Source organism: Micromonospora sonchi, assembly GCF_014646235.1.
Lineage (GTDB): Bacteria > Actinomycetota > Actinomycetes > Mycobacteriales > Micromonosporaceae > Micromonospora > Micromonospora sonchi.
The window spans coordinates 53730-80191 of the sequence record NZ_BMNB01000033.1 but is presented as its reverse complement, the minus strand read 5'-3'; the positions used below and the strand labels follow the sequence as shown (position 1 = coordinate 80191).

The following is a 26462-nucleotide window of genomic DNA, read 5'->3' as shown; positions in this document are numbered from 1 at the left end:
AAGCACCCTGTTGAGTTCTCAAAGAACAACCACACACCATCAGAACACCCACACCACGCAGGCACCCATCCGGGGCTTCATGTCCCACACCCACCGCTCTCGCGCCGGGCACTTTTACTACGTTACCTCACCTTCTGGAGTGTGTCAAACCGGTCTGTCCCGGTCCGTACCACTTCAGGCGGTTCGGCACCCGCGAACCAGCGCAGCGGCGAAACCGCTCCACCAGCTCATCGGATTTGGCAGGCCGGCCGCTGCGGTCTCCCGCACCACGCCCGGTGCCCTGCCGGTCGACAACCTTACCCGGTCGGCTCCGCCCCACCAAATCCGCCTCGCGGCGAACTCGGGAGCACCGCCCGAACCAGTTCGCACCAGGCACGCCCGGAGGAACCAGCAGTCATCCCCGACGCTCCGACCTCCCAGGGGTTTCACCCTGTTCGTCCGTTCCGCGCCGGCAGAGAGAAAGCTACGCGTCCGACGGATCAAACGTCAAATCCGCAGGCAGCGGTCCCCGTCACACTCCCGCCGGCGGATGCTGCGAGCACCTGCCGATCGCCCGCAGCAGGCGCCTGGTTCAGCGCGTACCGCGTCGGGACGCTCGCCAGGCGCGGACGCCGAGCAGACCGACGGCCGTGCCGACGGCCAGGGACGCCGCGATGAGCAGCGCGTGCACCCAGAGGAAGCCGGTCGGTGGCCAATCCCCGACCGCCCCGGTGGACCAGGACCGCGGGTCCTTCCAGATGGCCACGGCGAACCTCGGCCAGATCGCCCAGGTCCAGACCCCGACCGCGGTCAGGAAGACGGCCCAGCCACGCGACAACACCATGGTCGGCGAGTATGCCAGCGGTACGACCGGGGCGGCCGCAAGCAGGTCCGATCGGTACGGTGGGCACATGAATCCGCCGCTGAGTCGCACCAATGCGGAGGCTCACCTCTACATGGACCTGCATCCCTGCTCGTGCGGCGAGTCCCGGTTTCCCCGCCAGAGCGCGGTCGTCGCACTGGACGACGGGGACCTGGCGAGTCGTTACACCGGCACGTGCGCGGGCTGTGGCCGGGAGCGGGCGTTCGTCTTCCGGCTGCCGCCCGTCATCGACGCGGCGGGCACCGGATTCCGCTACGGCGGCGACGAACCGTCCCAGCTCCTCGACCCGGGTGAGTGGCTCCTGGTCGCCGATGCGTACGCCGGTCAGGTGCCGGCGAGCGCCACGAGCGGCGAGGCTGCGCAGCGGGCCCGGACCGCGTTGACCCGGGCCGTCGCCGCGCTGGACGAGGTCGGCAAGTTCATCCCAGCCGGTGGCAGCGCCGTCCCCCCGGACATCTTCGGCAGTGACCGAGGGCGGCAGCTGCACCAACGCGAGCCGGGCCGGTTCCGTCGGGATCGGCTGACAGCGGTCCGCGACGCGTACGCCGGAATGCTGTCGCAGCTCGGCTGAGCGGCCCCGGCCTGCGCCGACGGTGCCGGCGTGGATCAGAGCCGGCAGGCCTCGTCCAGGCAGGCAGCGCTGGTGGCCAGCAGCATGGGCAGCGCCGCGAAGAACTCGCGCAGCACATGGTGCGGGTCGTGCTCGCGGGCGTCGACGAAGTCGACCTGCGCGCCGGCCTCGGCGAACACCTGGCATACCTCCCAGAGGCTGTCGCCGACGCTGCTCCACTGCCAGATGTCGTGCACAAGGGTGGGCACCCGGATCACCGGTTCCAGGCCGAACAGGCCGATGCCGTAGTGCAACGGGTCGTCCGGGTTGTTGCCCAGCGACACCATCAACGGCAACACCCGGTGCGCGCGAGCGAACCCTTCCAGCTCCGCATCGTCCGGGCTCACCTCGACCAGCAGCCCGTCCTCCAGGAACTCCTCGACGACCCGCTCCGGATCCGCCACCCCGACCTGGCCGGCGGCATCCAACACGGCGGCCCTGGTCCACGCGCGTCCCGGATCATCGGTCGGGGGATGCGCGGCGGCCCAGACGGCGAACGCCTGCGGATCCTCCATCGTCACCATGAGTCGGCCGATGCTCAACGAGTAGTACTTGACCGGAGCACCCACCTCCGGGTGGAACTCACCGGTGTAGCGGCCGACCGGCAGGATCAACGGCTCCGTCATCGTCGGCGTCCTCGTCTCGGTCATGGTTGCGGCTCCAGGTAGACCACGCTGGCCAGCAACAACGGGTGAAGGGCACGGAGGAGCGCGGTGAGCAGTTGCTCCGGATCTGTCAGCTCCGGGTCGGTGCCTCCCGTGTCACGCTCGTCGGCGGCCAGGGACTGGCACGCGGACCAGAGGCTCTCCCCGGATCGTCCGCTCTCCCAGAGGTTGTACACGGTACGGGTGACCTTGACGATCGGCCGGTCGAAGAAGCCGATCGACCACAGCCATGGCTCGTCGGCGCTGTTGCCGAGCCCGAGCATCCGGGAGCCGAGCCGGTGCCGCTGGGCGAACTCGACCGCATCCGGCGTGTCCAGCACCACTTCTGCCAACAGCCCTTCGGCGAGCAGGCTGTCGAGCAACGGTTCGCAGTCCACGCCGGGAAGTTGGCCGGTTGCCGCATCCCGTAGCGAGGCGAGTGACCAGACCTGCTCCTCCTGCCGGTCGGCCGTGCTGTGCGCGAGCGCCCAGAGGACGAAGCGCTGCTCGTCCAGATCCCAGACATCCGGGCCGAGCCGGACCCGCTGAAAGCGCTCCGAAGCACCCACCTTGGGGTAGAAGGTGCCGAAGTACTGCCCGAGCGGCAGCAGCAGGGCCGACGAGGTCCACGTCTTGCTCATGGCTGTCCGTCCTCGTAGTTGCGGGGGTCGGTGAAGGCGCCGGGCGGCAGCATCTGCACCGGAGGAAGCTGGTCCAGTTCCATCGGGGTCAACCGGCCGATGAAGTACCCCGTCGACCGGGCCACGGCGCGCAGCTTGCGTTCCCGGGCGGCCGAGGCGGGCGGACCAGGCGGACCGAGCAGGTCCAGCTCGTGCACGAAATAGATGGTTCCGTCACTCGACTGCGTCGAGATGACCAGCAGGCCGCCGGACGGGTTCGCGATGACCAGCCAGGCCGGTGACAGCCAGGGATCCCGGTGTACGCGCTGAGCGTGCACCAGGTCGAAAGGCGGATACTGGGGATGGACGCCGAACAGCGGGCGCTCCGGCAGGAGGGTGAACGGCACGCCGGGAATGTGGTGCTCCACCTCGGGCTGCGCGCCGTTGTTCCGGCGCAGCCAGTCGCGGTAGTCCGGTGGCAGCGGATGCCCCAGGGCGGCTTCCACCGACTGGAGTTGCGCCTCGTCGAGCTGCCCGTAGGGACGCAGCCGCGCCGGCTTCCAGAGGTGACCGGTGGGCGGCTCCAGCACCTCGTTCTCGTCCACCCGGCGGACGGTGACTTTCCACTGGTCCGCGCTGGCCATGTCAAGGTCGGCGAAGCGCCAGGTCTCCTCGCCCACCGGGAACGTCTCACCGAGGGTCACCTCGTGGTGTGCAGATTCCTCGCTCCGGCGCGGCATGACGACCATCTCCGCGCGGACCGGTGGCCCGACGTTGACCCACCGCACCGCGAGCCGGGCGTGCCCGATATCGACCGGAACGTTGTTCGGTATCGATGTGATCTCGGTGAAGGAGCGCAAGGCTCTTCTCCCTGTCCTGTCGTCGGCATCGTCAGCCGTCCACCATGTCGTACAGTGCGGGCTCCTCCGGCAGCGTGAAGCCGAGCACCTCCCGAGCGATGCGCTCGGCTCCAGCCCGGTCGACCGGCATCGACCCACCGACGCCGGGCTGTCCGCCACCGGCACCCCAGTGGGCCGTACGCTGCCCGTGCTTGGAGGACATCACCACGAGCAGGCCATCCACCGTACCGTCGACGCCGAGCAGGGCGAAGTAGGCGACGTTGATCTGTTCGTCCTCGATGTAGGTGCGGCCGAGCGGATGGCGGTGCGGTCGGCCGGCCCCCTCCGGCGGCTCCTGCGGATGCCTCGGTGCGGGGGGCGCCGCCGACGGCGGGCCCGGCGTCCCCCGTAGGGCAGCCTCAGTCGTGACCGGGGTCGGTGTCACCACGGCCGGCGCGGCCGGAGCCGTGGGACCGGTGCCCAGGTGGGCGGAGGAACCGCTCATCCGGTCCGGGACGTCCCGGACCGGCATCGCTTCGGGCTGCGTCATCGACCGCAACGCCTCGGTCAGCGCGTTCGGCACCAGCGCCATCCGCCGGGCGTCAGTCAGGTAGTGGAAGTCGTGCGTGGTGAGCACCGCCATGGCGGCGGGATTCGACCCGTACTCGGCGCGGAAGCCGGTACCGACCCGGGCCCGGTCCTCGGCGAGCAGCGCATTCCGGCCAGCCGCGGTGTTCAGGTCGTACGCGGGTGCCGCTGGGGCCAGCGAGAACTCCGGTGCGCCGTCGAGGGTGTACGGACGCAGGTCGAAGCGGCCGGTCAGGTCGACGTAGATGCCCTCAGCGGCGACTCGGTCGGCCAGTTGCGGGTCGACCTGGCGGATCTGGTCCAGCAGGTGCGACGGTACGCCGATGAGCTGCCCGGCCAGGGCGGGCATTCGGGGCAGCGAGGACTGGCTCCGCTCCCCGTGCACGGCCATTTCCCGCAGCTTCGCGGCCAGCTCGGCGGCCGGCGGCGGCTGGAATTCAGGCGCCAGCCCGGTTCGGTAGTCGATCGCGCGGAACCGTTCGACCATCGTCGGGTCGGGCTTGAACGCCAGCGCGCCGGCCACCGTGTCTGGCGTGATCGCCGGCAGGCTCAGCGTCATGACGTGGCTCCGCACGTCGGGCGGGAGGACCGCCAACCGGGCGGGTGCCTCCGGCGTACCCCAGCGCAGCCCCAGCCCGTCGACCAGCGTGTCGATCTCGGCGCGCAGGGCCAGCCGGGCGGTGGGATCGGCCTGTGCGTACCAGGCGGCCATCAGGCGCAGCTCCGCCAGCCGGCCCCGGTCCCGGGCGGTGAGGCCGGCGGGGTCGATCGGCCCGTCGGCGGTGCCCTGGTCGAAGAGGCCGACCTGGGCGTCACCGGTCTCGTGCCGGGCCAGCAGTTCGGCGGCCTCGTGCGCCACCGCCCGGTCGACCACGGCGTCGGCGGCCCGGTCGGAGACGGTGAGGGTGAACGTGCCGTCCAGGTTGCGGATCGTCTGCGCCACCGCTCCGGCGGCGAGCGGGCCGGCGGCGACCCGGATGCGCAGCGGCTCCAGGTCGGTCGCCCGGACCTCGAAGACGTCCGGCCCGACGGCGACGACCTGGTCCGCGCCGATCGACGCGGCCAGGGTGGGCAGCACCAGCCGAGCCCGGTCCAGCACCGCCGCGGGATCGGCCGTCGGCCGGCCCTGGCCGTGGAACTCGGAGCCCGGCAGCGCCGCGACGTTGCGGGCCAGCTCGACGTGTGCGTACTCGTGCTCCATCAGGTTGAGGAATTCTCGCACCGGCATCGACTCGGGGTCGCTGTCGCTGTCATTCCACGGGTTGCGTAGCTGTACCTCGCCGTTGGCCACCGACACGATCTCGTACACGTGGTTGGCGTAGAGCCCGTGCGGCAGATTGCCGTCCGAGTCCACCTGGTACTCCGTGGTCGAGAGGGTAGCGGTGAGCACCGGGCTGCCGGCGGCGAGCAGGGCCGCCAACCGTGCCTCGGCCTCGGCTTCCCGTCCTTCCGCCGGGTCGAGCTGGCTCACCCGGGTCGGCAGCCCGGTGAGCTGGCTGAGCAGCTCCGCCTGCATCGAAACGTCGCTGCCCATGGCCAGCCGGGCGTAGCCGAGCGGGGCGGCCTGGGCGGCGTCCACGCCCGGTACGGCCGTCCACATCTGCTGCCACTGGTCGTGGCGCTGCTGGGTCCAGGTGCGGTCGATCGCTGCGATCGCCTTCTCCAACAGCGACGCCCAGGACGTGCCGACCTCCGACTGGTCGGCGTACGCGCTGCGTCCGTTCGAGTTGGCGTGCAGCGGTACGTCCGGAAACACGGTGACCCGCAGCTGACGCCCGGTGGGGGTGACCATGTAACCCGGCCCGCCGGTTTCGTGCAGCAGCACGTCCACCGAGCCGTCCGGGTTCGGGTGGAACATCCGCGCGATCGTGTCCGGCAGGTGACCGGCGACCGAGCCGATCGCGGCGATCATGCCGCAGTCGCCGAGCTCGCCCTGCTGCACGTCCGCACGCTTCGGCGGGCCGTCGAACAGCGGCGGCGGCTGCCCGGTGTTGTCGTCCAGCGCCGGCCCGTAGACCGGCCCGCGCTCGTTCCCCTCTTCGGCAGGCAGGGTCACCCGGTCGGCGGCGACCCTGATCTCGCCGGACGGTCCCTGGGTCGCGGTGGTCTCCGGCGCGGTGGCGGTCTCCGGCGCGGCGGCGGTGGGCGGTACGGGGGTGATGCTGCGCAGCGCCTCGGTCAGGACGTCGGGCACCAGCCCCATCCACCGTGCGGTGCCCTGGTAGTGGAAGTCGTGGTTGGCGAGCAGCGTCACGGCCTGGCTGCCGTGCAGCCCGCGCAGGGCGGCCCGGGACCGCTGCCGGTCCTCGTGCAGTTGGGCCTGCCGGCCGGCCTCGGTGGACAGGTCGAACGCCGGCCGGGCTCCCCCGAGGTCGATCGCCGGCACGTCCGCCACCATGTACGGGCGCAGGTCGTAGCGACCGGTCAGGTCGACGTAGACGCCCTCGCTGGCGAGCCGGTCGGCGAGTTGCGGATCCACCGCCCGGATCCGGTCGAGCTGCGCCTGCGGGACGCCGACGATCTGTCCTGCGAAGGCGGGCATCCGCGGCATGCCGGACTGCGTGTGCTCGGCCTCGGCGGCCAGTTCCCGCAGCCGGGCATCCAGCTGCGCCTGGTGCGGCACATAGAAGTTCGGTGCCAGCCGGGACCGGTAGTCGATCATCCGGATCCGCTCGACCTCGGTGAGGGTCGGCCCGCCCGCCAGCACCGCCGAGACCGCGTCAGGGCTGAGCGCGGGCACGCTGAGCTGCCTCAGGTGGGCCAGGACATCGGATGGGAGGAGTGCCCACCTGGTTCGCACGTCCGGGTCGTTCACACGTAGGCCGAGGTGGGCGGTAAGCGCGTCGATCTCGACGCGTACGGCGAGTCGGGTGTCGAGGTCGGCACCGGCGTACGGGACGGCGAGCAGGCGGATCTCGGCCATCCGACCCCGGTCGTGCGCGGAGAGCCCGGCCGGGTCGATCCGGCCGTCCACGTTGCCCGGGTCCAGGGGGCCGGTCAGTGCCCGCCCGGACTCGTGCAGCGCCGCCAGCTCGGCCACCTCGTGCGCGAGCGCCCGCCCCACGGCATGGTCGGCGGCCCGGTCCGACACGGTGACGGTGAAGGTCCCGTCGGGGTTCCGGGTCGACTGGGCGACCACTGCATCGGTCAACGGACCGGCGGTGAGATGCGCCGTCAGCGGTTGCTGCCCGGTCGAGCGGATCTCGAACCGGTCCGGACCGACCTGGACCACCGCGTCCACCTGGGCGTACGGGGCGAGATGGGGCAGTGCGGCCCGCCCCGCGTCGAGTACCGCCGTGGGGTCGGCGAACGGCCGGCCCAGCCCGTGGAAATGGGAGTTCGGCACGGCCGCCGCGGTGATCCGGCCCGAGTCCGGGTCGGTGCCCCCGTCGGGCCGGCCGGTGGCGTTGCCTCCCTGAGGCTGGCCGGCAGCCGGATCCGGAGAGGCCGGGTCCGGAGAGGCGGCCGAGGACCGGCCGAAGGCACCGAACAGCCGGCCGAGCACTCCGTTGCGCTGATGTGTCCCGGCCAACCGCTCGGTCAGCCGGTCGGTCGCCGTCTCCGCCGCGTCGAGCTGTGCCTCCAGTTCGGCGGTCGCCTGTTCCAGCTCCCGCACCGGCTCCTGCAACCGGTCGATGACCTGGTCCACCCGGTCGGCGGTGTCCCGGGCGTCGCTGCGCGCGTCGAACCGGGTCCGGACGTCGTCGGCCGCCAGGCCGGCCCGCTTCGCGTACCACTTGGCCATCCCGATCACCGGTACGGCGGCCAGCGCGGCGGCCGGGATGATCTGGGCGAGCGGACTCGCCAGCGCGATCGCGATCGCGGTACCTGCTGCCCCGGCCACACCGGTCGTGACGAAGCTGGAGAGCAGGTACGTACGCAGTCGAGGCACGCCGTGCGGGCGGCCGTTCTCGGCGGAGTTCTGCTCGGCGCGCAGGGTTCGCAGCTGAGCCGGCCGGCTGGCTAGGCTGCCGCCGAATTCGACGACCACCTGTCGGGCCTCCGGCGACAGCTCGGCGAGCCGGTCGGCCTTGCCGAGCATGCCGTGGCGCAGGCCGAGCCGGTCGATCACCGCGTGCAGCTCACGCAACGCGGGCTTGAGGGACATCGGACCGGCGTTACGCACGTGGTGCGCGGCGGTCTGCAACTCCCACGAGTCGGCCCGCCGCAGCGATTCCGAGGTGTCGGTCCGGGTGCTGCCACCGTCGCGGGAAGTCGGCGCGGCTGGCGTGGGCGTGCCCCCGGCCGCCGGTCCTCGCGCCGCCAACCGGTCGACCGTCGAGCTGACCCGGTCGAGGTTCGCGATGGCTACCCGAAGCCGACGTGCCGCGTCGGAGACGGCGGCCTCGGTCGGACCGGCGACGCGGTCCACCCGGGCCGTCGATTCCGCCGCCGGGTTCGGGTGGTCCAGGTCCCACTTCCGGCGGGCGTCCTTGACGGCGGTTTCGATCCGCTTGAGAGCCAGGTCACGCACCGAGCCGAGCACGCCGCCAACGGTCATGCTCACCGGTCCCGCACCGGCAGCGACCTGGATCGCGTTCGCTATCTCGACGGTGGTGGCGGCCTGCACCAGCGGTCCGGGAGTCTGTTCCACCGCGTACACGGCGGCGTTCGGCACGTTACTCGGCCGCGCGTCGCTGTCGGTGGCATCGGCCGGCCGACCGCCGAAGATCCGCGTTATCTTGTCGGCCACAAGCCGGCGGCCGAACCGCTCGGCGACCGGGCGCAGCTCGGCCGGTAGCAGCTCGCGGCGCTGCTCGGCACCCGGGGTGCCGTTGCGCAGTCCGAGCTGGTCGAGCATCGCCCGCAGGTGGCGGGCGTGCCTGATCCGCGCCGGGCCCCGGGCCGCCTCGTGCCGCGCGGCCAGCTCCGCGAGGCGCTGCAGATTGGCGTCGGCCAGGTCGCGGGTGCGGTTAGCCGGATCGGCGGTGGCCGTGGGATCGGTCGAGGTGGCCGGATCACCGGACTGGCCGGGGCGGCCAGGCGGCGCCGGGTCAGGCGTGGGCAGCCCCGCCCAGGCCGGGTCACCGAGGAGCAGTCGCCGGAACGAGTCGGCGACTCCGTTCCGGCCGTGCGACTCGGCCAGTCGCCGGTCCAGGTCGGCCACCCGCTGTTCCAGGTCGGTGGCGCGGCGGCTGACCTCGGCGGCTCGCTGCGTCACCGCGTCCACCGGCCCCGTCACGGCCTCGCTCACCTGCGTGAGCAGGGCGTCGGTCGGCAACGCCGGATGATCCGTGTCCCAGGTGTCCCGGGCATCCTTGGCGGCCGCCTCCTGGCGGGCCATCAGCGGGTCGACCACCGCCCCGCTGGCCATCGCGGTCAGCCCGGCGGTGATGGCGAACCATCCCAGCTTGAGCTGACCGATCAGGTCACCGACTACGGCGATGCTGCCGGCCGCCAGCACGTTGGGCGCGTTCTCCACCGTGGCCATCCACCAGGGCGCGACCTTGCCCGGTCGATCTCCCTCGGCCGGCCGCCGGTCGACGATCACCCGCAGGCGCTCCCGGACCGCCGCCGGACGGGAGCCACCGAACCGGTCCGCCAGCGACCGGACGTCGGCCGGAAGCAGGTCGCGGCGCTGCTCGGCACCGGGTGTCCCCTGCCGCAGCCCGAGGGAGTCCAGCAGCGCCCGGATTTCCCGGGTCGCACGCGGCCGGGCCCAGCGCGAGCCGGCGTCGCGTTGCGCGGAGAGCGCCCGCAACTCGGCGAGACGCCCCTGCTCGTGCGGAGTGAGCCCGACCGGGTCCGCGGGTCCCAGCGGCGTGACCGGGTCACCCGACCGGCCCACGGACGGTGCCGGGCCGGTGGTGGCCGGCGCGGTGAAGCCTCTGGTCCGGCCGATCAGGCGGCGTCGGCCTTCCCCGGCGTCGAGCCGCCGTCCGAGGGCCTCGACCTGGCTGTCGAGCCGGGCCGTCGCCGAGTCGACCTCCCGCGTCGCCGGACCCACGTCGTCGGTCCGGCCGGCGACCTGCTGACCGGTGGCGGCATCGCTGTCGGCGGTGGAGCGGGCCTCCTGGCGCGCGTCGTGCCGGGCCCGACGGTCCTCGGCGGCCAGGCCGGCCCGCTTGCCCAGCCACTTCGCCGGACCGGTGGCGACCGCGCCGACCAACCCGCCGACACCGAGCATCAGTGCCAGCTCCGGCCGGCCGGTGTCCGCCGTCAGCTTCGCCACCAAGGCGGTGAGCATCGAGCTCGTCGTGAAGTGGGTGAGCGCGTAGGTGCGCAGTCGGGGCAGGCCCGTCGGACGGGCGTCACTGGTTGGTTCGGCCGGCACACGGCTCGCCGGTCTGCCGGAACGGTCGGTGTGCCAGTCGGGGTACACGTCGGTCAGGGCGGTGCGGGTCGAATCCGGCACGGTGGCGAGACGCTGCTCTGCGCCGAGCATGCCGTCCCGCAGGCCGAGCCGGTCGATCACGGCGGCCAACTCGCGCTGGGCCGCGGCCCTCGACCAACGATCGGCAACCGCGACCTGGTGCACCGCGGTGCGTAGCTCGGCGAGGTCGCCAGGGGAGAGCGGGTCGACGGTCGGGGCGCCCGGGGCCGACGGTCGCCCGAGGGCCGACAGTTCAGCCACTTCGTGCGCCAGGCCCCGCTCGACGATCGCGTCGGCGGCCCGGTCGGAGAGCGTCACCACGGCAACGCCGTCGGCGCCGAACCGGCCGGTCGCCACCGCCCGGTCCGCGACGGGTCCACTGGTCAGGCGCAGATCGAAGGTGCTGCCGTCGGCGCGCGTCACCTGGTACGTGCCGTCGGAGCGCGGTTGGACGCCGGAGACCCCGGCGTGCGCCGCCACCTGGCCGATCACGCTGCGCGCCCGGTCCAGAACCGCGTCCGGGTCCGGCTGCGCCCGGCCCTGACCGTGGAAGTTCGTTCCCGGCAGGGCGCTGGCGGTGATCACGGCCCCCGTCCGATCACCGGTGTCCACCGTGCTGCCGGTGTCGGTCGACGTTCCTGGAGGCCCGTCCGGGCGAGGGCGGGCGGCAGCGTCGCCGTCCGGCGTCGGCGCACCGGGGTCGCTCAGTCCGTCGGACGCGGTCGAGGCCGGCGGCAACAAGTTCGTTGTGCTGCCGTCAGGCCTGGCGGACTGGATCGGGTCGCCCTCGGCGTCGAGGACGATCGACCAGACGTCGCCCACCTGGTCGCCGTGCACCGGTTGGGTGTCCGAGACCAACCGGTTCTGGCCGTCGACCCAGATGATGGTGCCGTCGTGGTTGATCGCGTTCCAGGTGTGTGCCCCGTTGCCGTCGGCCTGCGTGGTGATGATCAACGCCGCCGAGCCGGGTCCGGCCGTGCGAAGCGCCTCGGCCACCGCGTCCAACCCGGCCATGCCGTTGCCTTCGTGGGCGAAGCTGGCCCGCAGCGCCTGCTCCTGCCGCCCGGTGCTGCCGACCTCCACCTGGGCCGACGGGACGACCGGTGCCGCCACCTCGGGCCGGCCGAACCAGGTGGCCAGGACGGAGAGGCCGACGTCCGCGCAGTTGTTGGCGCGCCCTGGGACGGTCGGGCCGCCGTCGTTGACGAGCCCGGCCCACTGCCCGACGCGCGGGTCCGGGTGGACCACAGGTCGGCCGGTCGTCGGGTCTCGCGGCACAGCGGCGTCGAGCGCCTGCTGGTCGGCCGGATCTGGCGGGACCAGGCCGTCTGGTTGGTCGTAGGGCCGGGTTTCGCTCAGCGGCGGCCCGTTGCCCACCACGCCCGGCACCGGCGGCTGGTAGGTCCGGGCATCCCGTTGCGGGTCCGCGATCGGGTCGATGTTGAACTGCGGCAGGAAGTGTGCGCACGAACGGCAGGGCGGGCGGTAGTGCCCGAGCTCGTAGACGACGTCGTCCTGCCGGGCCGTTTTGACCTGATGCGTGGTGATCTTGGCACCGTCGAAGGCGTTCAGCGCGTACTGCTCGAAGGTGCCGGGCTCGCCCGCCTCCTGCCACTGCTGTTCGAGCCGGTAGAGCTGGTCCGAGACCAGGGCCACCTCGGCGCACTTGCCGTGCCCGCTGCCGGTCCCGTCGGGCAGCGCCGCCGCCGTGCGGTCCAGCGCGGCCTGGGCGAGCGGGTGCACAGCCGGCCGGGTCGGCGGCTTGGTGCCCTTGTCGGTGGTCATGCTGGTGTGCGTCGTGACCCCACCGTCGGGCATCAGCAGGGCGCCGGCCATGCCGGGCTGCTTGGACCGCGAAATCGTGCCGCCCTTCACCGCCTGCCGGGCGGTCTCCGCGAGCGTCCGCGACGCCTCGATCAGGGCGCGTTCCGCCTCCGGGCCGGCCGGGTCGCCGTCGACCGCCGTCGGGTTCATCTGCCAGCTGTGCGTACCGCGCCCGGTCGGCCCCTCCGAGCGCTGGAAGCTCTCCGGATTCACCCGGCCCGAGTCGGCACTCGGCGCGTTCGGGCCACCAGGCTGGATCGTCCCCGTGCTGCCCGGCACCGCAACGACGACCGGCACGCCGACGGCGGACCGGTCGCCCGGTTCCACCCGGTGCGCAGCGGCGTCGGTGGCGCCGTCCGAGGTCGTGGAGGCCGTCGGGTCGGTGCCCGGCGTCGCGGGGGTGGCCGGCGTCGCGGGGGTGGTTGTCGGATCGGTGGCCGGCGCCGCAGGGGTGGTTGTCGGGTCGCTGCCCGCCGTTGCCGCCGGCACCATCGGGTCGACCGGGGTACGCCCCTCCGGCCGACCGTCGGACTGGTTGCCTGGTTGGCTCGCGGTCTCCGCTGCCGGGGTACTCGGCGCCGGAGTGCCCTCCGGGCGGGTGCCCTGCTGGGCAGGCCCGGCCGGTTGGCTCGCGCCGGGCTGCCCCGGGCTGGTGGAGGTGGTGGTTGGCGGGGCGAGCGAGACCGATCCCGCCGAGTTCGCCGCCGTCGTGTTGACCGGCGTCCTCGGAGCCGGTGCCGGCTGCGCGGTGTTCCCCGTGGTGGGCGACGTGTTCGTGCCGGTTGTCGACGTAGCTGTCGCGGTCGACGGCGTGGTGGGCGTGCTCGTCCCCGACGTGGCGGGCTGGGTGCCCGGTGTCGTCGGGCCGGCCGGGGCAGGGTTCACCGTGGCGGCGGGGGCGGTCGGCGTGGCGGGGGCGGTCGGGGTGACGCTGGCCGGCGTGGGCCCGACAACCGGGGCGGCGGGGGGCGCACCGGGCAGCACCGTCGGCGCGGCGTCTGCGGCAAGGCCATCGGTCCCGGTGTCGACCCGGCCACCCGGACCGGCGAGGTTCGAACGGTCGCCCACCCCCGTCGCCGGATCAGCGACGGCGGTACGACCAGCGCCGGTCGACGTGTCACCGAGCGTGGTCTGCGCCCCGCGCGTTGACGTCTCCCCGGGCGTGGTCTGAGCGCCACCGGTGGACGTGCCGCAGGGCGTGGTCTGAGCGCCACCGGTCGCGCGGTCGGCCGGTGGTCCACCGCTGGTCTGATCGGTGGAACCGGTCTGATCGGTGGAACCGGTCGCGGGGCGGTCGGTGCCGGGGCCGTCGCTCACCGGGGCCGCCCGGTCGCCCGGGGTGCCGTCCCGGTTCGCGCCCGAGGTGGGATCGGCCGTGTCCGGGCTGCCCTGCGCCGACGCGGGTGTGCCCTCGGTCTGGGCAGGAGCCGCAGTTGTGTCACCGGCGCCCGCCTTGGCGTCGGCCGAGGCCGGGTCGGGCGCACCGTTGGCCAGGCCCGGACCATCGGTCGTCGTGGGTGCGGCGGTCGAGGCGGCGCCGTCCGTCGTAGGCGTGCCGCCGGGCGGCGACGCGACGGCCGAATCTGCCGGTGGGGGCGCGAGGCTGATCGAGCCCGACCCGCTCTGCGGTGCGGTGCCGCTGCCCTGCTGGCCCGTACCACCGCCGGTGTCGGTGTTCCCGGCACCGGCACCGCCGGTCGCGCCGCCGGAGCCACCGGCACCACCCGCGCCGTTGGAGCCACCCGCGCCACCACCGGCACCCGCACCCGCACCACCACCTGCACCGCCAGCGCCCGCACCACCACCAGCGCCCGCACCACCACCAGCGCCCGCACCACCACCGGCACCCGCACCACCACCGGCACCCGCACCCGCGCCAGCGCCAGCGCCAGCGCCAGCGCCAGCGCCGGTGTTGCCGAGGTTGCCGAGGTTCGCGCCTCCGACACCGAGGGACGGATTGATTCCGCCCGCGCCCGTGCCGGTGCCGGTGCCGGGCGCGAACGAGAAGCCCAGCTTGTTGAGGAGGGCGTTGGTGCCCTTCGCCGCCAGGTTGCCGGTGGCGCCGCCGGCCAGGGTCGCCCCGGTGCGGCCGGCGCCGCTGGCGAACCCGCCGAGGAAAGCGTCCGCGCCCGGCATGGCCCATTCGTTGTTGATGGTGCCGTTGGCGAGCACGCTCGCGGCGGGCGAAATGATGGCGTTCTGCATGCCCGAGGCGATGCTGGTGCTGCCCCAGCGGACCAGGCCGCTGCCACGGAAGTTCAACTGGGACGGGCTGAACGAGACCGGCATCCGGGGCGCCACCCGCCGGCCGACCCAGCTCAGGCCGGGGCCGAGCACACCGCCGTACGCCCCGCCCCCGACCGCGGTCATCGTCCGCTTGGTGTCCCACTCGCGCCGCTCGCCGCTGCGCATCTGGTACGCCTGGGCGCCGACGTCGATGACCGCCTCCTCGCCGGCCTCCTTCAGCACATTCACGCCGAGCATCCTCATGCCCTGCCGGAAGCCCTGGCTCGTGACGAACTGCCCGGCCCTCGTCCCGGCGGCCCGCAACGCCGCCTGCATTCCGGCCCGGGTGAGCAGCTGCCGCCCCATCTGGGCGATCAGCCGCCGGAAGGCGACCGTGACGGCCTGCCGGCCGGCCGCCAGGATGCCCGGGATCGCACCCGCCGAGACGCCGCCCAGCCAGGCCATCAGCAACGCGACGAAGACCGCGATGACGGTGATGAAGACCGCGATCAGCACGGTCAGCTTGGCGTACTCGATCTCCAGAGCCGTCTGGTCGCAGCCGGCGGCGTACGCGGCGGCGACCTCCTGGATCAGCGGCAGGCCGGTGTTCGGGTCGACGCCGAGCTGGTTCCACAGCCCGCCGAACGCCTCGCCGGCTCCGCCGCCCCAGCTCTGCAGGATCTTCATGACGCCCTGGTCGGCGTCCATCAGCGTGTCGCCGACCAGTTCCGCCAGCGCCTGCCAGGCGTCGGCCAGCTCGCGCATGCGATCCTCGTCGCCTTTGGGCCACGCCTCGCCTGCGCTGACCCAGCAGACGGCATCCCAGACCCAGGCGTACTCGCCCAGCGAGTTCCTGGGATTGGGTACCGCCACCCCGTGTGCCCCTCAGTCCGATGTCGACCCGTGACCGGCCGGCGGCTACTTCTTGCTTCCGCCGCCGAACAGCGTCTTGACCATGTCGTCGGTGTCGACGGTGCCCTCGACCGCTCCCTTGGCCGTCGGCCCCATCTTCTCCACCACCGGCACGACGCTCCCGCCCATCTTCAGGACCTGCTTCGCCGGCTGGTCGTCACCGCCGAGGTAGTTCTTGTTGAACTCGTTGCCCGGCTCGTCGTCGCCCCAGGGCTTACCGGCGTTGAGCGTCTCGATCCTGGCGGAGATGCTCCGCCAGCCGCCGGCCAGTCGGGCACCGGCGGCACCGAGGGTGTTGGTGCCCTCGATGGCGCCGTCCGGATTGACGAAGGTCTCCCGCAGCTCGGTCATCGCTTGTCCTCCCCGGGCAGGTCGCTGTCCAGTTGCCGGAAGATGCCGTCGAGGTCGTGGTCGATGTAGGCCTGGAACTGACTGTCCGGCACGAACGGCCGGAGCAGACCTTCGACATCGGCCATCGCCTTCTCGGTGGCACGTCGGATGGTGTCGGTGACCGTGGCGGAGAGTTCCTTGGAGTTCGGCCGGCGGTAGATGCGCGGGTCGAACTCGACCTTCGTCACCTGGCCGCGCGGCCCGACGGTGACGGTGACCAGGCCGTCGTCGGAGGTGACCGTCGCGGCCACCGCCTTGAGCCGCTGCTGGAGGTCGCCAACCCCGGAGCGCATCCGTTCGAACTGCGCCATGAGTTCGTCAGCACGGGCGCGCAGCCCCTGTACGTCCATGGCGTGTCCTCCCCCCGTGCCCATGTCCACATGCGCCCTCGATGCATGCGCACGTCACGCCCACGGCGGGGCGTGCCGACTCGACCATACTGAATCCGGGCGACATTGGAATGGGCGGTCGGTGCCCGCTCGTCGTTAGGATGCACCGGCACCGGTCGACCGGAGGTGAGCACGAATGGTCCGCGACCGTCCTATGGCGGCATTTGCCCTGGTGGGAACGGTACTGGCCACGGCGGTGGTGGTCCCGGCACCGGCACCGGCCCGGGCCGCGACGGCGGTTTGCCAGAATCCGAGCGATCCGGGACAGGTCAACACCGAGACCCCCTGGCATCAGCGGTGGCTCGCGCCGCAGCGGGTGTGGCCCTTCAGCACCGGCGCGGGGGTCCGGGTCGCGGTGATCGACTCTGGCACCGACAGCAGCCATCCGCAGTTGACCGGGCGGGTCACCACCGGCTTCGACGCACTGCGGAATGCACCGGGTGGCGACGTGGACTGCGTCTCGCACGGCACGGCGGTCGCCAGCATCATCGCCGCCGAACGACAGGAGGGCGTGGGTTTCCACGGTCTGGCGCCGGACGCCACGATCGTGCCGATCCGGGTCAGCGAGCGCATCGCCACCGAGAAGGACGGCGACACGGTGACCGGCGCGGTCTTCGCGCAGGCGATCGAACGCGCGGTCGACGACGGCGCCGATGTGATCAACATGTCGGTGACGCTCTACCACCCGGATCCGGACGTCGAGCAGGCGGTCAGGTACGCCCTGGAGAAGGACGTCGTGCTGGTCGCCGCCGCCGGCAACCTGCATCAGGACGGCGCCCGTCCCGATCCGGTGCCCTATCCCGCCGGATACGACGGGGTGATCGGTGTGGGCGCCGTCGACCAGCACGGCGCCCGGGTCCGGCAGTCGCAGATCGGGCCGTACGTGGACATCGTGGCCCCGGGTGGGGCGGTGGTTGCCGCGACCCGGGTGTTCGGTCACAACGTGTACGACGGCACCAGCTTCGCCACGCCGATGGTGAGCGCGACCGCCGCACTGATCCGCTCGGCGGAGCCCGGCCTGTCGGCGAAGGAGGTCACCCGTCGGCTGCTGGCCACCGCGGATCCGGCCCGGGGCGACGCGTCCCGCGGCTACGGCAGCGGGATGCTCAATCCGTACCGGGCGGTCACCGAACGGCTGACCACCGCGAAGCCGGTCGCTCAGCCACCCCTGCCCGAGGTGCCCCAGGACGCGGCGGCGCAGGCCCGCGCCGAGCGCTGGGCGCTCTTCGGCCGGCTCGCGCTCTGGGTCGGCCTGGCCCTGGCCGCGCTCGCGGTCGGGGTGGCGGCGTTGGCGGCGATGCTGCCGCGTGGCAGGCGTACCCGCTGGCGGCCGACGCGGCCCGCCGCGCCACCTCCCGCCGGTCCCGAGATCGACGAGCCCGAGGAAATCTTCTTCCGGGTGCCGACCTCGACGCCACGCGGCTGACGCCGGCCCGTCGGTGGCATGGCGGCGGGTCGCCGTCCGGCGGCCCGCGCCCGGCGATGGAGGAAACGACGATGGCCCGGCCGTGGGCCGGGCCATCGGGTGGTACGTCTGCGGCTCAGCCGCCGAACTTGGCCCGGTTGGCCGCCTCGCGGGCCTGCATCTTGGCCGCCGACTCGCGCAGCGCCTTCTCGATCCGACTGAGCAGGTCACGCAGGTCGTTGGCGGCGGATTCCCACTCGTTCTGCCGCTGGAAGTACGCCTCGCGGGCGTCACCGTCCCAGGTGGCCAGCAGCGGCGCGATGCCGGACTTGAGCCCGTCCAGCTCGCTGGTCAGGTTCCGGACCGAACTGCTGCAGGCATCCGCCGCCCCGTTCAGGCCAGCGAAGTTGTAGCGAATCTCCATTACGAACCCCCCGTCAGAGCTTCAGCGCCGCGGTGATCTGACCGGCGGTCGCACCGGCGCTGTCCATGTCGGCCCGGATCTCCTCGTCGCTGACGTCGTAGTCCTTACCGGACGAACCGACGGCCTCGGCGATCGCGCGCAGCGCGACGTTGAGCCGGGCCATGTCCTGGTCGAACCGCTCACGAACCTGCTGGAAGGAACCCGCACCAGCACCCTTCCACTGGTCGTAGAGCGGTGCGAGCTGGTCCATCAGCGAGTTGAGGTTGCCGGTGAGCCGGTCGGCGACGGCATCGACGTCACCCTCGGTCTTCAGCATCAAGCCGGTGTCGGTACGCATCGACATGGCGGAAGTCACCCCCGTCCTCGTTCGATCGCCCCGCCTGTCCGGGGGCGGCCTGTCAGTCGGCGCTCACGCACCATCGTCATTCGAAACGGTAACCGTCCTGTCCAACCGACGCTAGACCGGTGTCCGACCACCCTCCAATGTGGCTGGCCGCTCACTCCGGGTCGAGGGCCTGCTTCGCGGTCGTCGGATCGAGGGCCGGACCGGCGGGAAGGCGGACCACCAGGCTGGCGGGCAGGCGCACCGGTTGCACCTGCGAGTAGCCGAGCATCGCCGGCACCCCCTCGCCCGCCAGCGGGTAGCGGTAACCCAGGTCGGTGACCAGATTGAGGGTGCCGGTCTCCTGCTCCGGGGACGGAACGGCGGCGACCAGCACCCCGTAGCCGGGTTCGATGACCACCCGGTCGGCCAGCGGGATGCCGTCGCCGGTCTGCTCACCGGTGCGCACCGGCTCGCGTACCGGTTGGACCTGCGCGTCGAGCAGCACCGTCGGCTCGTTCTGGTCCGGTTGGTAGGCGGCGCAGACCGCCGGCTTGTCGCCGCTCAGCCGGGCGATCTCGGGCCGCTGCTCCGGTGCGCGGTGGCGTCCCGGCTCCGGTGCCGACGCCTTCGGCGCGGCTGCCGCCGCGCCGGCAGCGAGCTCGATCGGGGCCGGCTTCGCCCCGTCCGGGTACGCCGCCTGCGTCTCCCCGTCGGCCAGCAGCACATCCGCCTGCACGGGGGTGATGGGGACCAACCGCTCCCGCTCGGCGAGGTAGTACTGGCGGCTGTCGTTCTGGCTCTTCACCATGAAGACCTGACCGACGCGGGCGTCCGGCAGCGCGGTCGAGAAGGCACCCCGGTCGGACACCCGGCGGGGAGCGATCGGCTCGCCCGCGGGCAGCGCGTTCAGCCACGCCCCGCCGACCTCCACCACCGGCTCGGCGCTTAATACGAGGCCCTCCAGCACGATCTTCTCGTTTCGGATCTCGTACCGGTGGTCGCGCCAGACCAGGTGCAGGCGCTTGGTCTTGCGGTCGCGGACCAGCAGCCCGGCGTCACCCGGTTCACGGCCACCGGTCGGTGCCCGCCCGACGGTGAGCACGGTGGTGGCGACGATTCCGCCGGCCGCGTTGCGTGCCGGCTGAGTGCAGAGGGTCCACGGTCCATCCAGGATCCGACCCGGCGCCGGCAACGCGTCCGGGGCGTCCGGGATGCCGATCCGCGGGCCCCGGGGCGTACCGACGAGCGAATTGCGGGAGACCGAGACCGTCGGTGCGGCCGCCTCCATGGCCAGCAGGGCGGAGGCGTAGTTGACCACCGGGTGCAGCCGACCCTCCCGGTAGAGGTACCGGGTGCCGGTCTCCTTCTCCAGGATGACCGCGGCGCCGTCCTTCCACTTCGTGGCGCCGCCCGGACGCAGCAGTCCGTACACGCCCACCGCCGCGAGGCAGAGCACGGCCACCATCACACTGGCGAAGCCGGCACCACCGAGGCGGCGGAACGGTGCCGACTCCGGGTCAGGCTCACGTGCCACCAACGCGGAGGTCATCCGCTGCACGAAGAACTGGTACGACTGGACCTGGTCCCGCCGCGACGGCATGGCACCCTCCCGTGGCGTACGCCGGCGGCCGCGAATGCCCGGACCGCGGTGCCTACCATATGCACGGCGTCCAGCACCGCGACGCCCGCATCCGGCGTCGGCCGGTGGAGCCGACGACGGCAGCCCGAGGAGTCGCTCGATGATCAGTCGCGACGAGGCCCTGACGATCGCCCGTCAATGGGCGCAGGCGGGCAGCCCCGGGCCCGCGCCGGAGGTGTTCCTGCACGAGTTCGACCTCGGCTACGTCGCCTGGCGGGCCGAACCGGCTGCGCCGGCCACCGACGGGCCGCCGGCCCCACCGCCATCCACCGGCTATCCCCGCGCGGTCATCGACCGGGAGACCGGCGAGCTGTCCCAGTGGCCGGCACTGCCCGCAGAGATGCTCGCCGAGCGGTACGCGCGACGCCGGGCCGCCGAGGGACGGTTCCCGCCCGAGGTGCGGCACGTTCTGGAGACGGCCGGCTGGTTTCCCGGCCGGGACGTCACGTCGGCGGTCGACCACTGGATGGTCCGCTTCGCCGACGACCTCGCCGGGTTGGAGTGTCCGCCGGTCGCGCGGGCGGCGCTGGTCGAGTTCGGTGGCCTGCGGCTGCCGCAGTTCGGCCGCAGCGGCCGGCTCGGCGGCGGCTTCACCACCTATGTCCACCCCACCCGGGGCGGGGTGCTGACCGAGTCGGCGCGGATCTTCGCCGAGGAGTACGACAACCCGGTCTACCCGCTCGGCAACAACGAGGACGGCCCGTCCGAGCTGGTCGTCGACGCGCAGGGACGGGTCTTCATGCTGCACTGGGCCGACGATTTCTTCGTCGGGCCCGACATCGACTCCGCCATCGTCAAGCTGATCCGCGGTGGCCCGATGGCCGAGGCCAGCGACCGCGACTGGTGACCACCGACCCGGCCGTCCCGGGTCGGGTCAGCCGTTGATGGCGCGCATGAACGCGTACAGGCCCAGCACGCTGCACGCCACCGGCACCACGGCAAGTTGGAGCAGGATGTCGCACACGTCGCCGAGCCGGGCCAGCCGGGGCGACGGCGCACGCCGGCTGTAGGCGAGCCCGGCGGCGGCCGAGAGCCCGGCCGCGACCAGCGCCACCGGCAGCACGGCCAGCACCCGCCCGGCGGTCGACGCGTCGGCGGCACCGACCAGCGGCAGCAGGCCCAGACCCGCCAGGCCGACGGCGAGCATCGGCACCCGGTGCCGGACGGTCGGCACCAGCCGGGCCCGCAGCAGGTAGCCCAGCGAGATCACCCCGGCCAACAGCAGGGCGGAGAGCGTGCCGGTCACGTTGAGCACGACCAGGCAGGCGATGGTGACCAGGAACGCCCCGAAGATCATGCCGGTGAGCACCTCGTCGGCCCGGGCGGTGGCCTGGTAGATCATCTCCCGCTTCGGCTGCGGCTCGTCGCGCAGCAGGTCCTCGGCGGTGCGCGGCAGCGCCGGCATCGGCATCTTTCCCAGCCGCACGGCGAGCAGCGGCATGGCCGGCAACAGCAGGGCCACCACGCTGATCACGATGGCGCTGCCCTGGGCGGCGTCCATGGAGCCGAGGGCGAACAGTCCGCCGACCATGCCCCAGAAGCCGACGAAGACCGCGGCCACGAACACCCGGGTCGCGTCACCGACGCCGAGCAGGCCGAGCAGCCCGCACAACAGCAGCACGGCCGAACCGAGGAGGATGTGCGGCGCACCCAGCGCCCACACCGATTCGCCGTCACCGATCACCAGAACGCCGCCGACGAAGGCGTAGGGCAGGCCGGCGGCGGCGACGACCGCGCCGGCGAGGGAGTCGGCCATCGCCCGGGACAGCACGATCCCGCAGAGCAGAAGCAGGACGGCGGCGCCGAGCGCGACCGCGCCGCCGAGCCAGCCGGGTTCCTCGGACGTCACGATCACGAGCAGGCCGAGCAGCAGCAGCACTCCGGCCACGATCAGACCGGTCAGCCGGGTCGCGAACGGGGTCCAGGCCACACCGCGCCGCCGGGCGCCGTCGGCGACCGCTTCCATCAGGTCGTCGTACGCCAGCTCCGGCCAATCGGTACGGCGGGGCATCAGGTGCAGCGTCTCGCCGTCGCGGACGTTCTGCGCGGCCAGCGTACGGGTCAGGTCGACGACGCTGCCGTCGGTGCGCCGCAGCGACCATCCACCGTGGGTGGTGCCGTCCGACGGTTCCTCGTCAGCTTGCCGCAGCACCGCGGGCAGCAGCCCGACGAGCGGCAGGTGCTCGGGGAAGGCGAGATCAAGCCGCCGGCTGGGGGCGACGATGGCGATACGCGCGAGTCCGGTTCCGGTCTGGGTGACCACTGACGACCCCTCGTACGAGGAGCGGGCCGACGGCCCGCGGCTGTCCTTGACGGGAGAAGGCTACCTACCATGTGCCGGTGACGCGGGTGCCGGTTCACGACGGTGGCCGAGCGTGCGGGGGTGCCGGGCGTGTCCGCCACGCCCACGAGAGGCAACGGAGGTCTGTCACGTGAGCACGGTGGTCGTCAAGCGACCCGCTCGGCAGCCGGAGCCGGAGTACCCCTCCGGCGAGGTGCTGCTGGACACTCCGCCCGAGGTGCCCCCACCCAGCGGCAAGGGGTGGGGGCAGATGATGATGATGCTGCCGATGCTCGCCGGCTCCTTCGCGATGGCGCTGATGTTCGCCGGTCGGGGTGGCTCGACTCTGGGCTATGTGACCGGCGGCCTGTTCGGGCTCTCCGCCATCGGCATGCTCGGCTCCCAGCTGACCAACAATGCCGGTGGGCCGAGCAAGCAGGAAATGCTGCAGAAGCGTCGGGAATACATGACGCACCTGTCGCGCCAGCGCCGCCGGGTGCTCAAGACGATCCGCAAGCAGCGTGAGGCGGCCTTCTACCGGCACCCGGATCCGGACGTCCTCTGGTCCCTGCCGCTCGGGCCACGGCTGTGGGAGCGCCGTCGCGGCGACGTGGACTTCGCCACCGTACGCATCGGTCTCGGGCCGCAGGAGCTGGCCACGCCGCTGGTGCCACCGCCGGCGACCTCGCTGGAGAAGCTCGAGCCGATGTGCGCGCTGGCCCTGCGCCGCTTCCTCACCACCTACGGCGAGGTGCCGGACCTGCCGGTGACCATGGCGTTGAACGGTTTCGCGCGGGTGTACCTGCGCGGCGACGACGACGCCGCCCTGGGCATGGTCCGGGCGATGCTGGCCCAGGCCACCGCGTTCCACGCGCCCGACGACATGCTCGTCGCGGTCTGCGTCTCGCCGGACCGGCGGGCGCACTGGGAGTGGACGAAGTGGCTGCCGCACGCCCTGCACCCGTCGCGTACCGACGCGCTCGGCCAGCTGCGGTTGGTGTCCGGCTCGGTCACCGGCCTGGAGGCGATGCTCGACGACGTGCTGGCCAGCCGGCCCCGGTTCAACGCCAGCGGCGGCGCGGCACAGGTCGGCGGGCCACACGTGCTGGTGGTGATCGACGGCGGGGACACCGCCGGCTCGGACCACCTGATGACCGAGGGCGGCGTGGAGGGCGTCACGCTGCTCGATCTCTCCACCGCGCCGCCGCGCCTGCTCGACCGGGCGCGACTGGTGCTCGACGCGACGGCGGACCGCCAACTGCACAGCACCACGGTCGACGGGCCGGCGGAGATCGGCCGGGCCGACGACTGCCGGCTGGCGGAGATCGAGGCGCTGGCGATGCAGCTGGCCCCGCTGCGTTTGTCAGCCGCCTCCCGGGCCAGTGGCGACAGCCCGCTCGCCACCGAACTGGGCCTGGAAGAGCTGCTCGGCATCGGTGACCCGTACGAGTTCGACGTCGACCGGGCCTGGCAGCCGCGCCCCAACCGCGACCGGCTGCGGGTGCCGATCGGCCTGGGTGCCGACGGCGCACCGGTCGAGCTGGACCTGAAGGAGTCGGCGCAGGACGGCATGGGCCCGCACGGGCTGCTCATCGGCGCCACCGGTTCCGGCAAGTCCGAGCTGCTGCGCACCCTGGTGCTGGCGCTCGCGGCGACGCACTCCTCGGAGAGTCTCAACTTCGTCCTGGTCGACTTCAAGGGTGGCGCCACCTTCACCCGGCTCGACGGGTTGCCGCACACCAGCGCGGTGATCACCAACCTGGCCGACGAGCTGCCGCTGGTGGACCGGATGACCGACGCGATCAACGGCGAGCTGGTACGCCGCCAGGAGCTGCTCCGCGCGGCGGGCAACTACGCCTCGCAGCGCGACTACGAGAAGGCCCGGGCGGCGGGCGCCCCGCTGGCACCGCTGCCCAGCCTGCTCATCATCTGCGACGAGTTCTCCGAGCTGCTCACCGCCAAGCCCGACTTCATCGACATGTTCGTGCAGATCGGCCGGGTCGGCCGGTCGCTGGGCGTACATCTGCTGCTGGCTTCGCAGCGGCTGGAGGAGGGCCGGCTGCGCGGGCTGGACACCCACCTGTCGTACCGGGTCGGTCTGCGGACCTTCTCGGCGATGGAGTCCCGGGTGGTGCTCGGCGCCACCGACGCGTACGAGCTGCCCCGCTCGCCGGGCCACGGTTACCTGCGCTTCGGCACCGAGCCGCTGGTGCGGTTCAAGGCCGCGTACGTCTCCGGCGTCTTTCGGGGCAAGACCGCCGCGGCCGTCGCGGCCGGTGGCGGTGGGGACCAGGTACGCGAGTACAGCACCACCTACGTCGCGCCGCCGGTGACCCGTACGCCGAAGGAGGAGGAGGCGTCGGAGCCGGCCGACGGGGTCGGCGAGAGCGTGCTGGACATTCTGGTCGGACGGCTCGTGGGGCGGGGCAAGCCGGCCCACCAGGTCTGGCTTCCGCCGCTCGCCGAGCCGCCGACGCTGGACCAGATGCTGCCGCCACTGACCGCCGACCCGGCCCGGGGGATCACCGTGGCGCACGCCGGTCTGCTCGGCGAGTTGCAGGTGGCGGTCGGCATCGTCGACAAGCCGTTCGAACAGCGCCGGGACGTGCTCTGGTTCGACCTGGCCGGCGCGGCGGGCCACGCGGTGATCGTGGGCGGTCCGCAGAGCGGCAAGAGCACCCTGCTGCGGACGATCGTGACGTCGCTGGCGCTCACCCACACCCCACGCGAGGCGCAGGTGTACTGCCTCGACCTGGGCAGCAGCGCCCTGTCGTCGCTGCGCGACCTGCCGCACGTCGGCTCGGTGGCAACCCGCCTCGACGCCGGCCTGGTCCGCCGCACCATCGCCGAGCTGCAACTGCTGATGGGTGAGCGGGAGCGGCGCTTCGCCGAGCGGGGCGTGGACTCGATGTCCGCGTACCGGCGTGCTCGCCGGCACGGTCAGCACAACGACGACCCGTTCGGCGACATCTTCCTCGTCATCGACGGGTGGTCGACGCTGCGGGCGGAGTTCGAGGACCTGGAGGCGACCATCAACGACATCGCCAACCGGGGGCTCTCCTTCGGCATCCACCTGATCGTCACGGCCGGACGCTGGATGGACCTGCGCCCGGCCGTCCGGGACGTCTTCGGCACCCGGCTCGAGTTGTGGCTGGCCGACCCGAGCGACTCCAACCTGGACCGCCGTGCGGCCATGAACGTGCCGGAGAAGTCACCGGGCCGGGGCATCACGCCGGACGGGCAGCAGTTCCTGGCAGCGCTGCCGCGCACCGACGGTGCGCAGGAGGCCGACAGCCTGCCCGAGGGCTCCCGCAAACTGGTCACCGATCTGGCCGCTGCCTGGCAGGGGCCGGGGGCCCCGCCGATCCGCCTGCTTCCGCCGACCGTCCCCTACGGCAGCCTGCCGAGCACCGGACGCCCCGGGGTGCCGATCGGCATCGCCGAGGTCGACCTCCAGCCGGTGCACCTGGACTTCGCCGGCGACCCGCACTTCATCCTCTTCGGCGACGGCGAGTCGGGTAAGAGCACCTTCCTGCGGGCGCTCGCGCAGACGATCGTCGACCGGCACGAGCTGACCGAGGCACGGCTGGTCATCGTCGACTACCGGCGCAGCCTGCTCGGCGACATCGACACGCCGCATCTGATCGGCTACGGGTCCACCGCACAGGTCACCGAGGGCATCGTGGCCGAGGTGGCCGCAGTGATGCGGGACCGACTGCCCCCGCCCGACATCAGCGCGGAGCGGCTGCGGGCCCGCGACTGGTGGAAGGGCCCCGACCTGTACGTGCTGGTCGACGACTACGACCTGGTCGCCGGAGCGGGCAGCAATCCGCTGACCCCGCTGCTGGAATTCCTGCCCCAGGCCCGGGACATCGGCCTGCACCTGGTCATCGCCCGCCGCACCGGCGGCGCGAGCCGGGCGCTCTACGAGCCGGTGCTGATGCGGTTGCGCGAGATCAGCACGCCGGGCATCGTGATGTCCGGCAACCGGGACGAAGGGGTGCTGCTCGGCACCGTCCGCCCCGGACCGCTACCGCCCGGCCGTGGCTGGTTGGTGTCCCGGCGCGGCGGGACCCGGTTGGTGCAGCTGGTGAACCTTCCGCAACGCTCGTGAGCGGCGTACGGGGTTGCCCGATCGACCTACGGTCGGCCAGAGTGGACGCACGGTGCG

General features: G+C 72.7%; 15 protein-coding genes. 4 read left to right on the top strand and 11 right to left on the bottom strand.

Going from position 1 to position 26462, the window contains the following annotated elements; all coding sequences use genetic code 11:
- Window positions 1-571 precede the first annotated feature (571 nt).
- Window positions 572-823 carry an SCO4848 family membrane protein gene (locus tag IEY61_RS26100; protein WP_189048951.1) on the bottom strand — a complete coding sequence of 84 codons (252 nt, stop codon included), beginning with the start codon at window positions 821-823 and terminating at the stop codon, window positions 572-574.
- A gap of 67 nt (window positions 824-890) precedes the next feature.
- Here IEY61_RS26100 and IEY61_RS26095 point away from each other — a divergent pair, with 67 nt between their 5' ends.
- Entirely contained in the window at window positions 891-1433 is a 543-nt protein-coding gene (locus tag IEY61_RS26095; protein ID WP_189048949.1) for a hypothetical protein, read from the top strand.
- Between the two features lie 35 nt (window positions 1434-1468).
- On the opposite strand, the gene IEY61_RS26090 is transcribed toward IEY61_RS26095, so the two are convergent.
- Genes IEY61_RS26090 through IEY61_RS26065 form a run of 6 tightly spaced genes read right to left on the bottom strand, consistent with a single transcriptional unit; the run spans window position 1469 to window position 16178 of the window.
- Entirely contained in the window at window positions 1469-2098 is a 630-nt protein-coding gene (locus IEY61_RS26090; protein ID WP_189048947.1) for a hypothetical protein, read from the bottom strand.
- 20 nt (window positions 2099-2118) lie between these two features.
- Window positions 2119-2757 carry a hypothetical protein gene (locus tag IEY61_RS26085; RefSeq protein WP_189048945.1) on the bottom strand — a complete coding sequence of 213 codons (639 nt, stop codon included), beginning with the start codon at window positions 2755-2757 and terminating at the stop codon, window positions 2119-2121.
- Window positions 2754-3596: a DUF6406 domain-containing protein gene (locus IEY61_RS26080; RefSeq protein WP_189048943.1), complete on the bottom strand. Its 843-nt coding sequence runs from the start codon at window positions 3594-3596 to the stop codon at window positions 2754-2756. The genes IEY61_RS26085 and IEY61_RS26080 overlap by 4 nt, the downstream gene beginning before the upstream one ends.
- Window positions 3597-3627: 31 nt before the next feature.
- Entirely contained in the window at window positions 3628-15399 is an 11772-nt protein-coding gene (locus tag IEY61_RS26075; RefSeq protein WP_189048941.1) for a YwqJ-related putative deaminase, read from the bottom strand.
- A 45-nt stretch (window positions 15400-15444) separates the two neighbouring features.
- A complete protein-coding gene (locus IEY61_RS26070) occupies window positions 15445-15789 on the bottom strand; it encodes a hypothetical protein (protein ID WP_189048939.1) in 345 nt (114 codons plus the stop codon).
- The gene (locus IEY61_RS26065) at window positions 15786-16178 is read right to left on the bottom strand and encodes a YbaB/EbfC family nucleoid-associated protein (RefSeq protein ID WP_189048937.1); all 393 of its coding nucleotides are present in this window, start codon (window positions 16176-16178) and stop codon (window positions 15786-15788) included. Before IEY61_RS26065 ends, IEY61_RS26070 begins: the two co-directional genes overlap by 4 nt.
- Window positions 16179-16353: 175 nt before the next feature.
- Between IEY61_RS26065 and mycP the strand changes: the two genes are divergently transcribed.
- Window positions 16354-17643, top strand: a complete 1290-nt coding sequence (mycP, locus tag IEY61_RS26060) for a type VII secretion-associated serine protease mycosin (RefSeq protein ID WP_268240690.1) — start codon at window positions 16354-16356, stop codon at window positions 17641-17643.
- A gap of 115 nt (window positions 17644-17758) precedes the next feature.
- On the opposite strand, the gene IEY61_RS26055 is transcribed toward mycP, so the two are convergent.
- The 3 genes from IEY61_RS26055 to eccB all read right to left on the bottom strand — a co-directional run bounded on the left by IEY61_RS26055 (window position 17759) and on the right by eccB (window position 19971).
- The gene (locus tag IEY61_RS26055; protein ID WP_189048935.1) at window positions 17759-18046 is read right to left on the bottom strand and encodes a WXG100 family type VII secretion target; all 288 of its coding nucleotides are present in this window, start codon (window positions 18044-18046) and stop codon (window positions 17759-17761) included.
- 13 nt (window positions 18047-18059) lie between these two features.
- A complete protein-coding gene (locus tag IEY61_RS26050) occupies window positions 18060-18389 on the bottom strand; it encodes a WXG100 family type VII secretion target (RefSeq protein ID WP_189048957.1) in 330 nt (109 codons plus the stop codon).
- 154 nt (window positions 18390-18543) lie between these two features.
- Window positions 18544-19971 (bottom strand): type VII secretion protein EccB, encoded by a 1428-nt coding sequence (gene eccB / locus IEY61_RS26045; RefSeq protein WP_189048932.1) that lies wholly within the window; start codon window positions 19969-19971, stop codon window positions 18544-18546.
- A 139-nt stretch (window positions 19972-20110) separates the two neighbouring features.
- Between eccB and IEY61_RS26040 the strand changes: the two genes are divergently transcribed.
- Window positions 20111-20857, top strand: coding sequence for an SUKH-3 domain-containing protein (locus tag IEY61_RS26040; RefSeq protein ID WP_189048930.1), 747 nt, complete (start codon window positions 20111-20113; stop codon window positions 20855-20857).
- A 27-nt stretch (window positions 20858-20884) separates the two neighbouring features.
- On the opposite strand, the gene eccD is transcribed toward IEY61_RS26040, so the two are convergent.
- Complete coding sequence (eccD, locus tag IEY61_RS26035) at window positions 20885-22273, bottom strand: type VII secretion integral membrane protein EccD (RefSeq protein ID WP_189048928.1); 1389 nt, start codon at window positions 22271-22273, stop codon at window positions 20885-20887.
- Window positions 22274-22442: 169 nt separating this feature from the next.
- On the opposite strand from eccD, the gene eccCa reads away from it, so the two are divergent.
- Entirely contained in the window at window positions 22443-26405 is a 3963-nt protein-coding gene (gene eccCa / locus IEY61_RS26030; protein WP_189048926.1) for a type VII secretion protein EccCa, read from the top strand.
- Window positions 26406-26462: the final 57 nt, after the last annotated feature.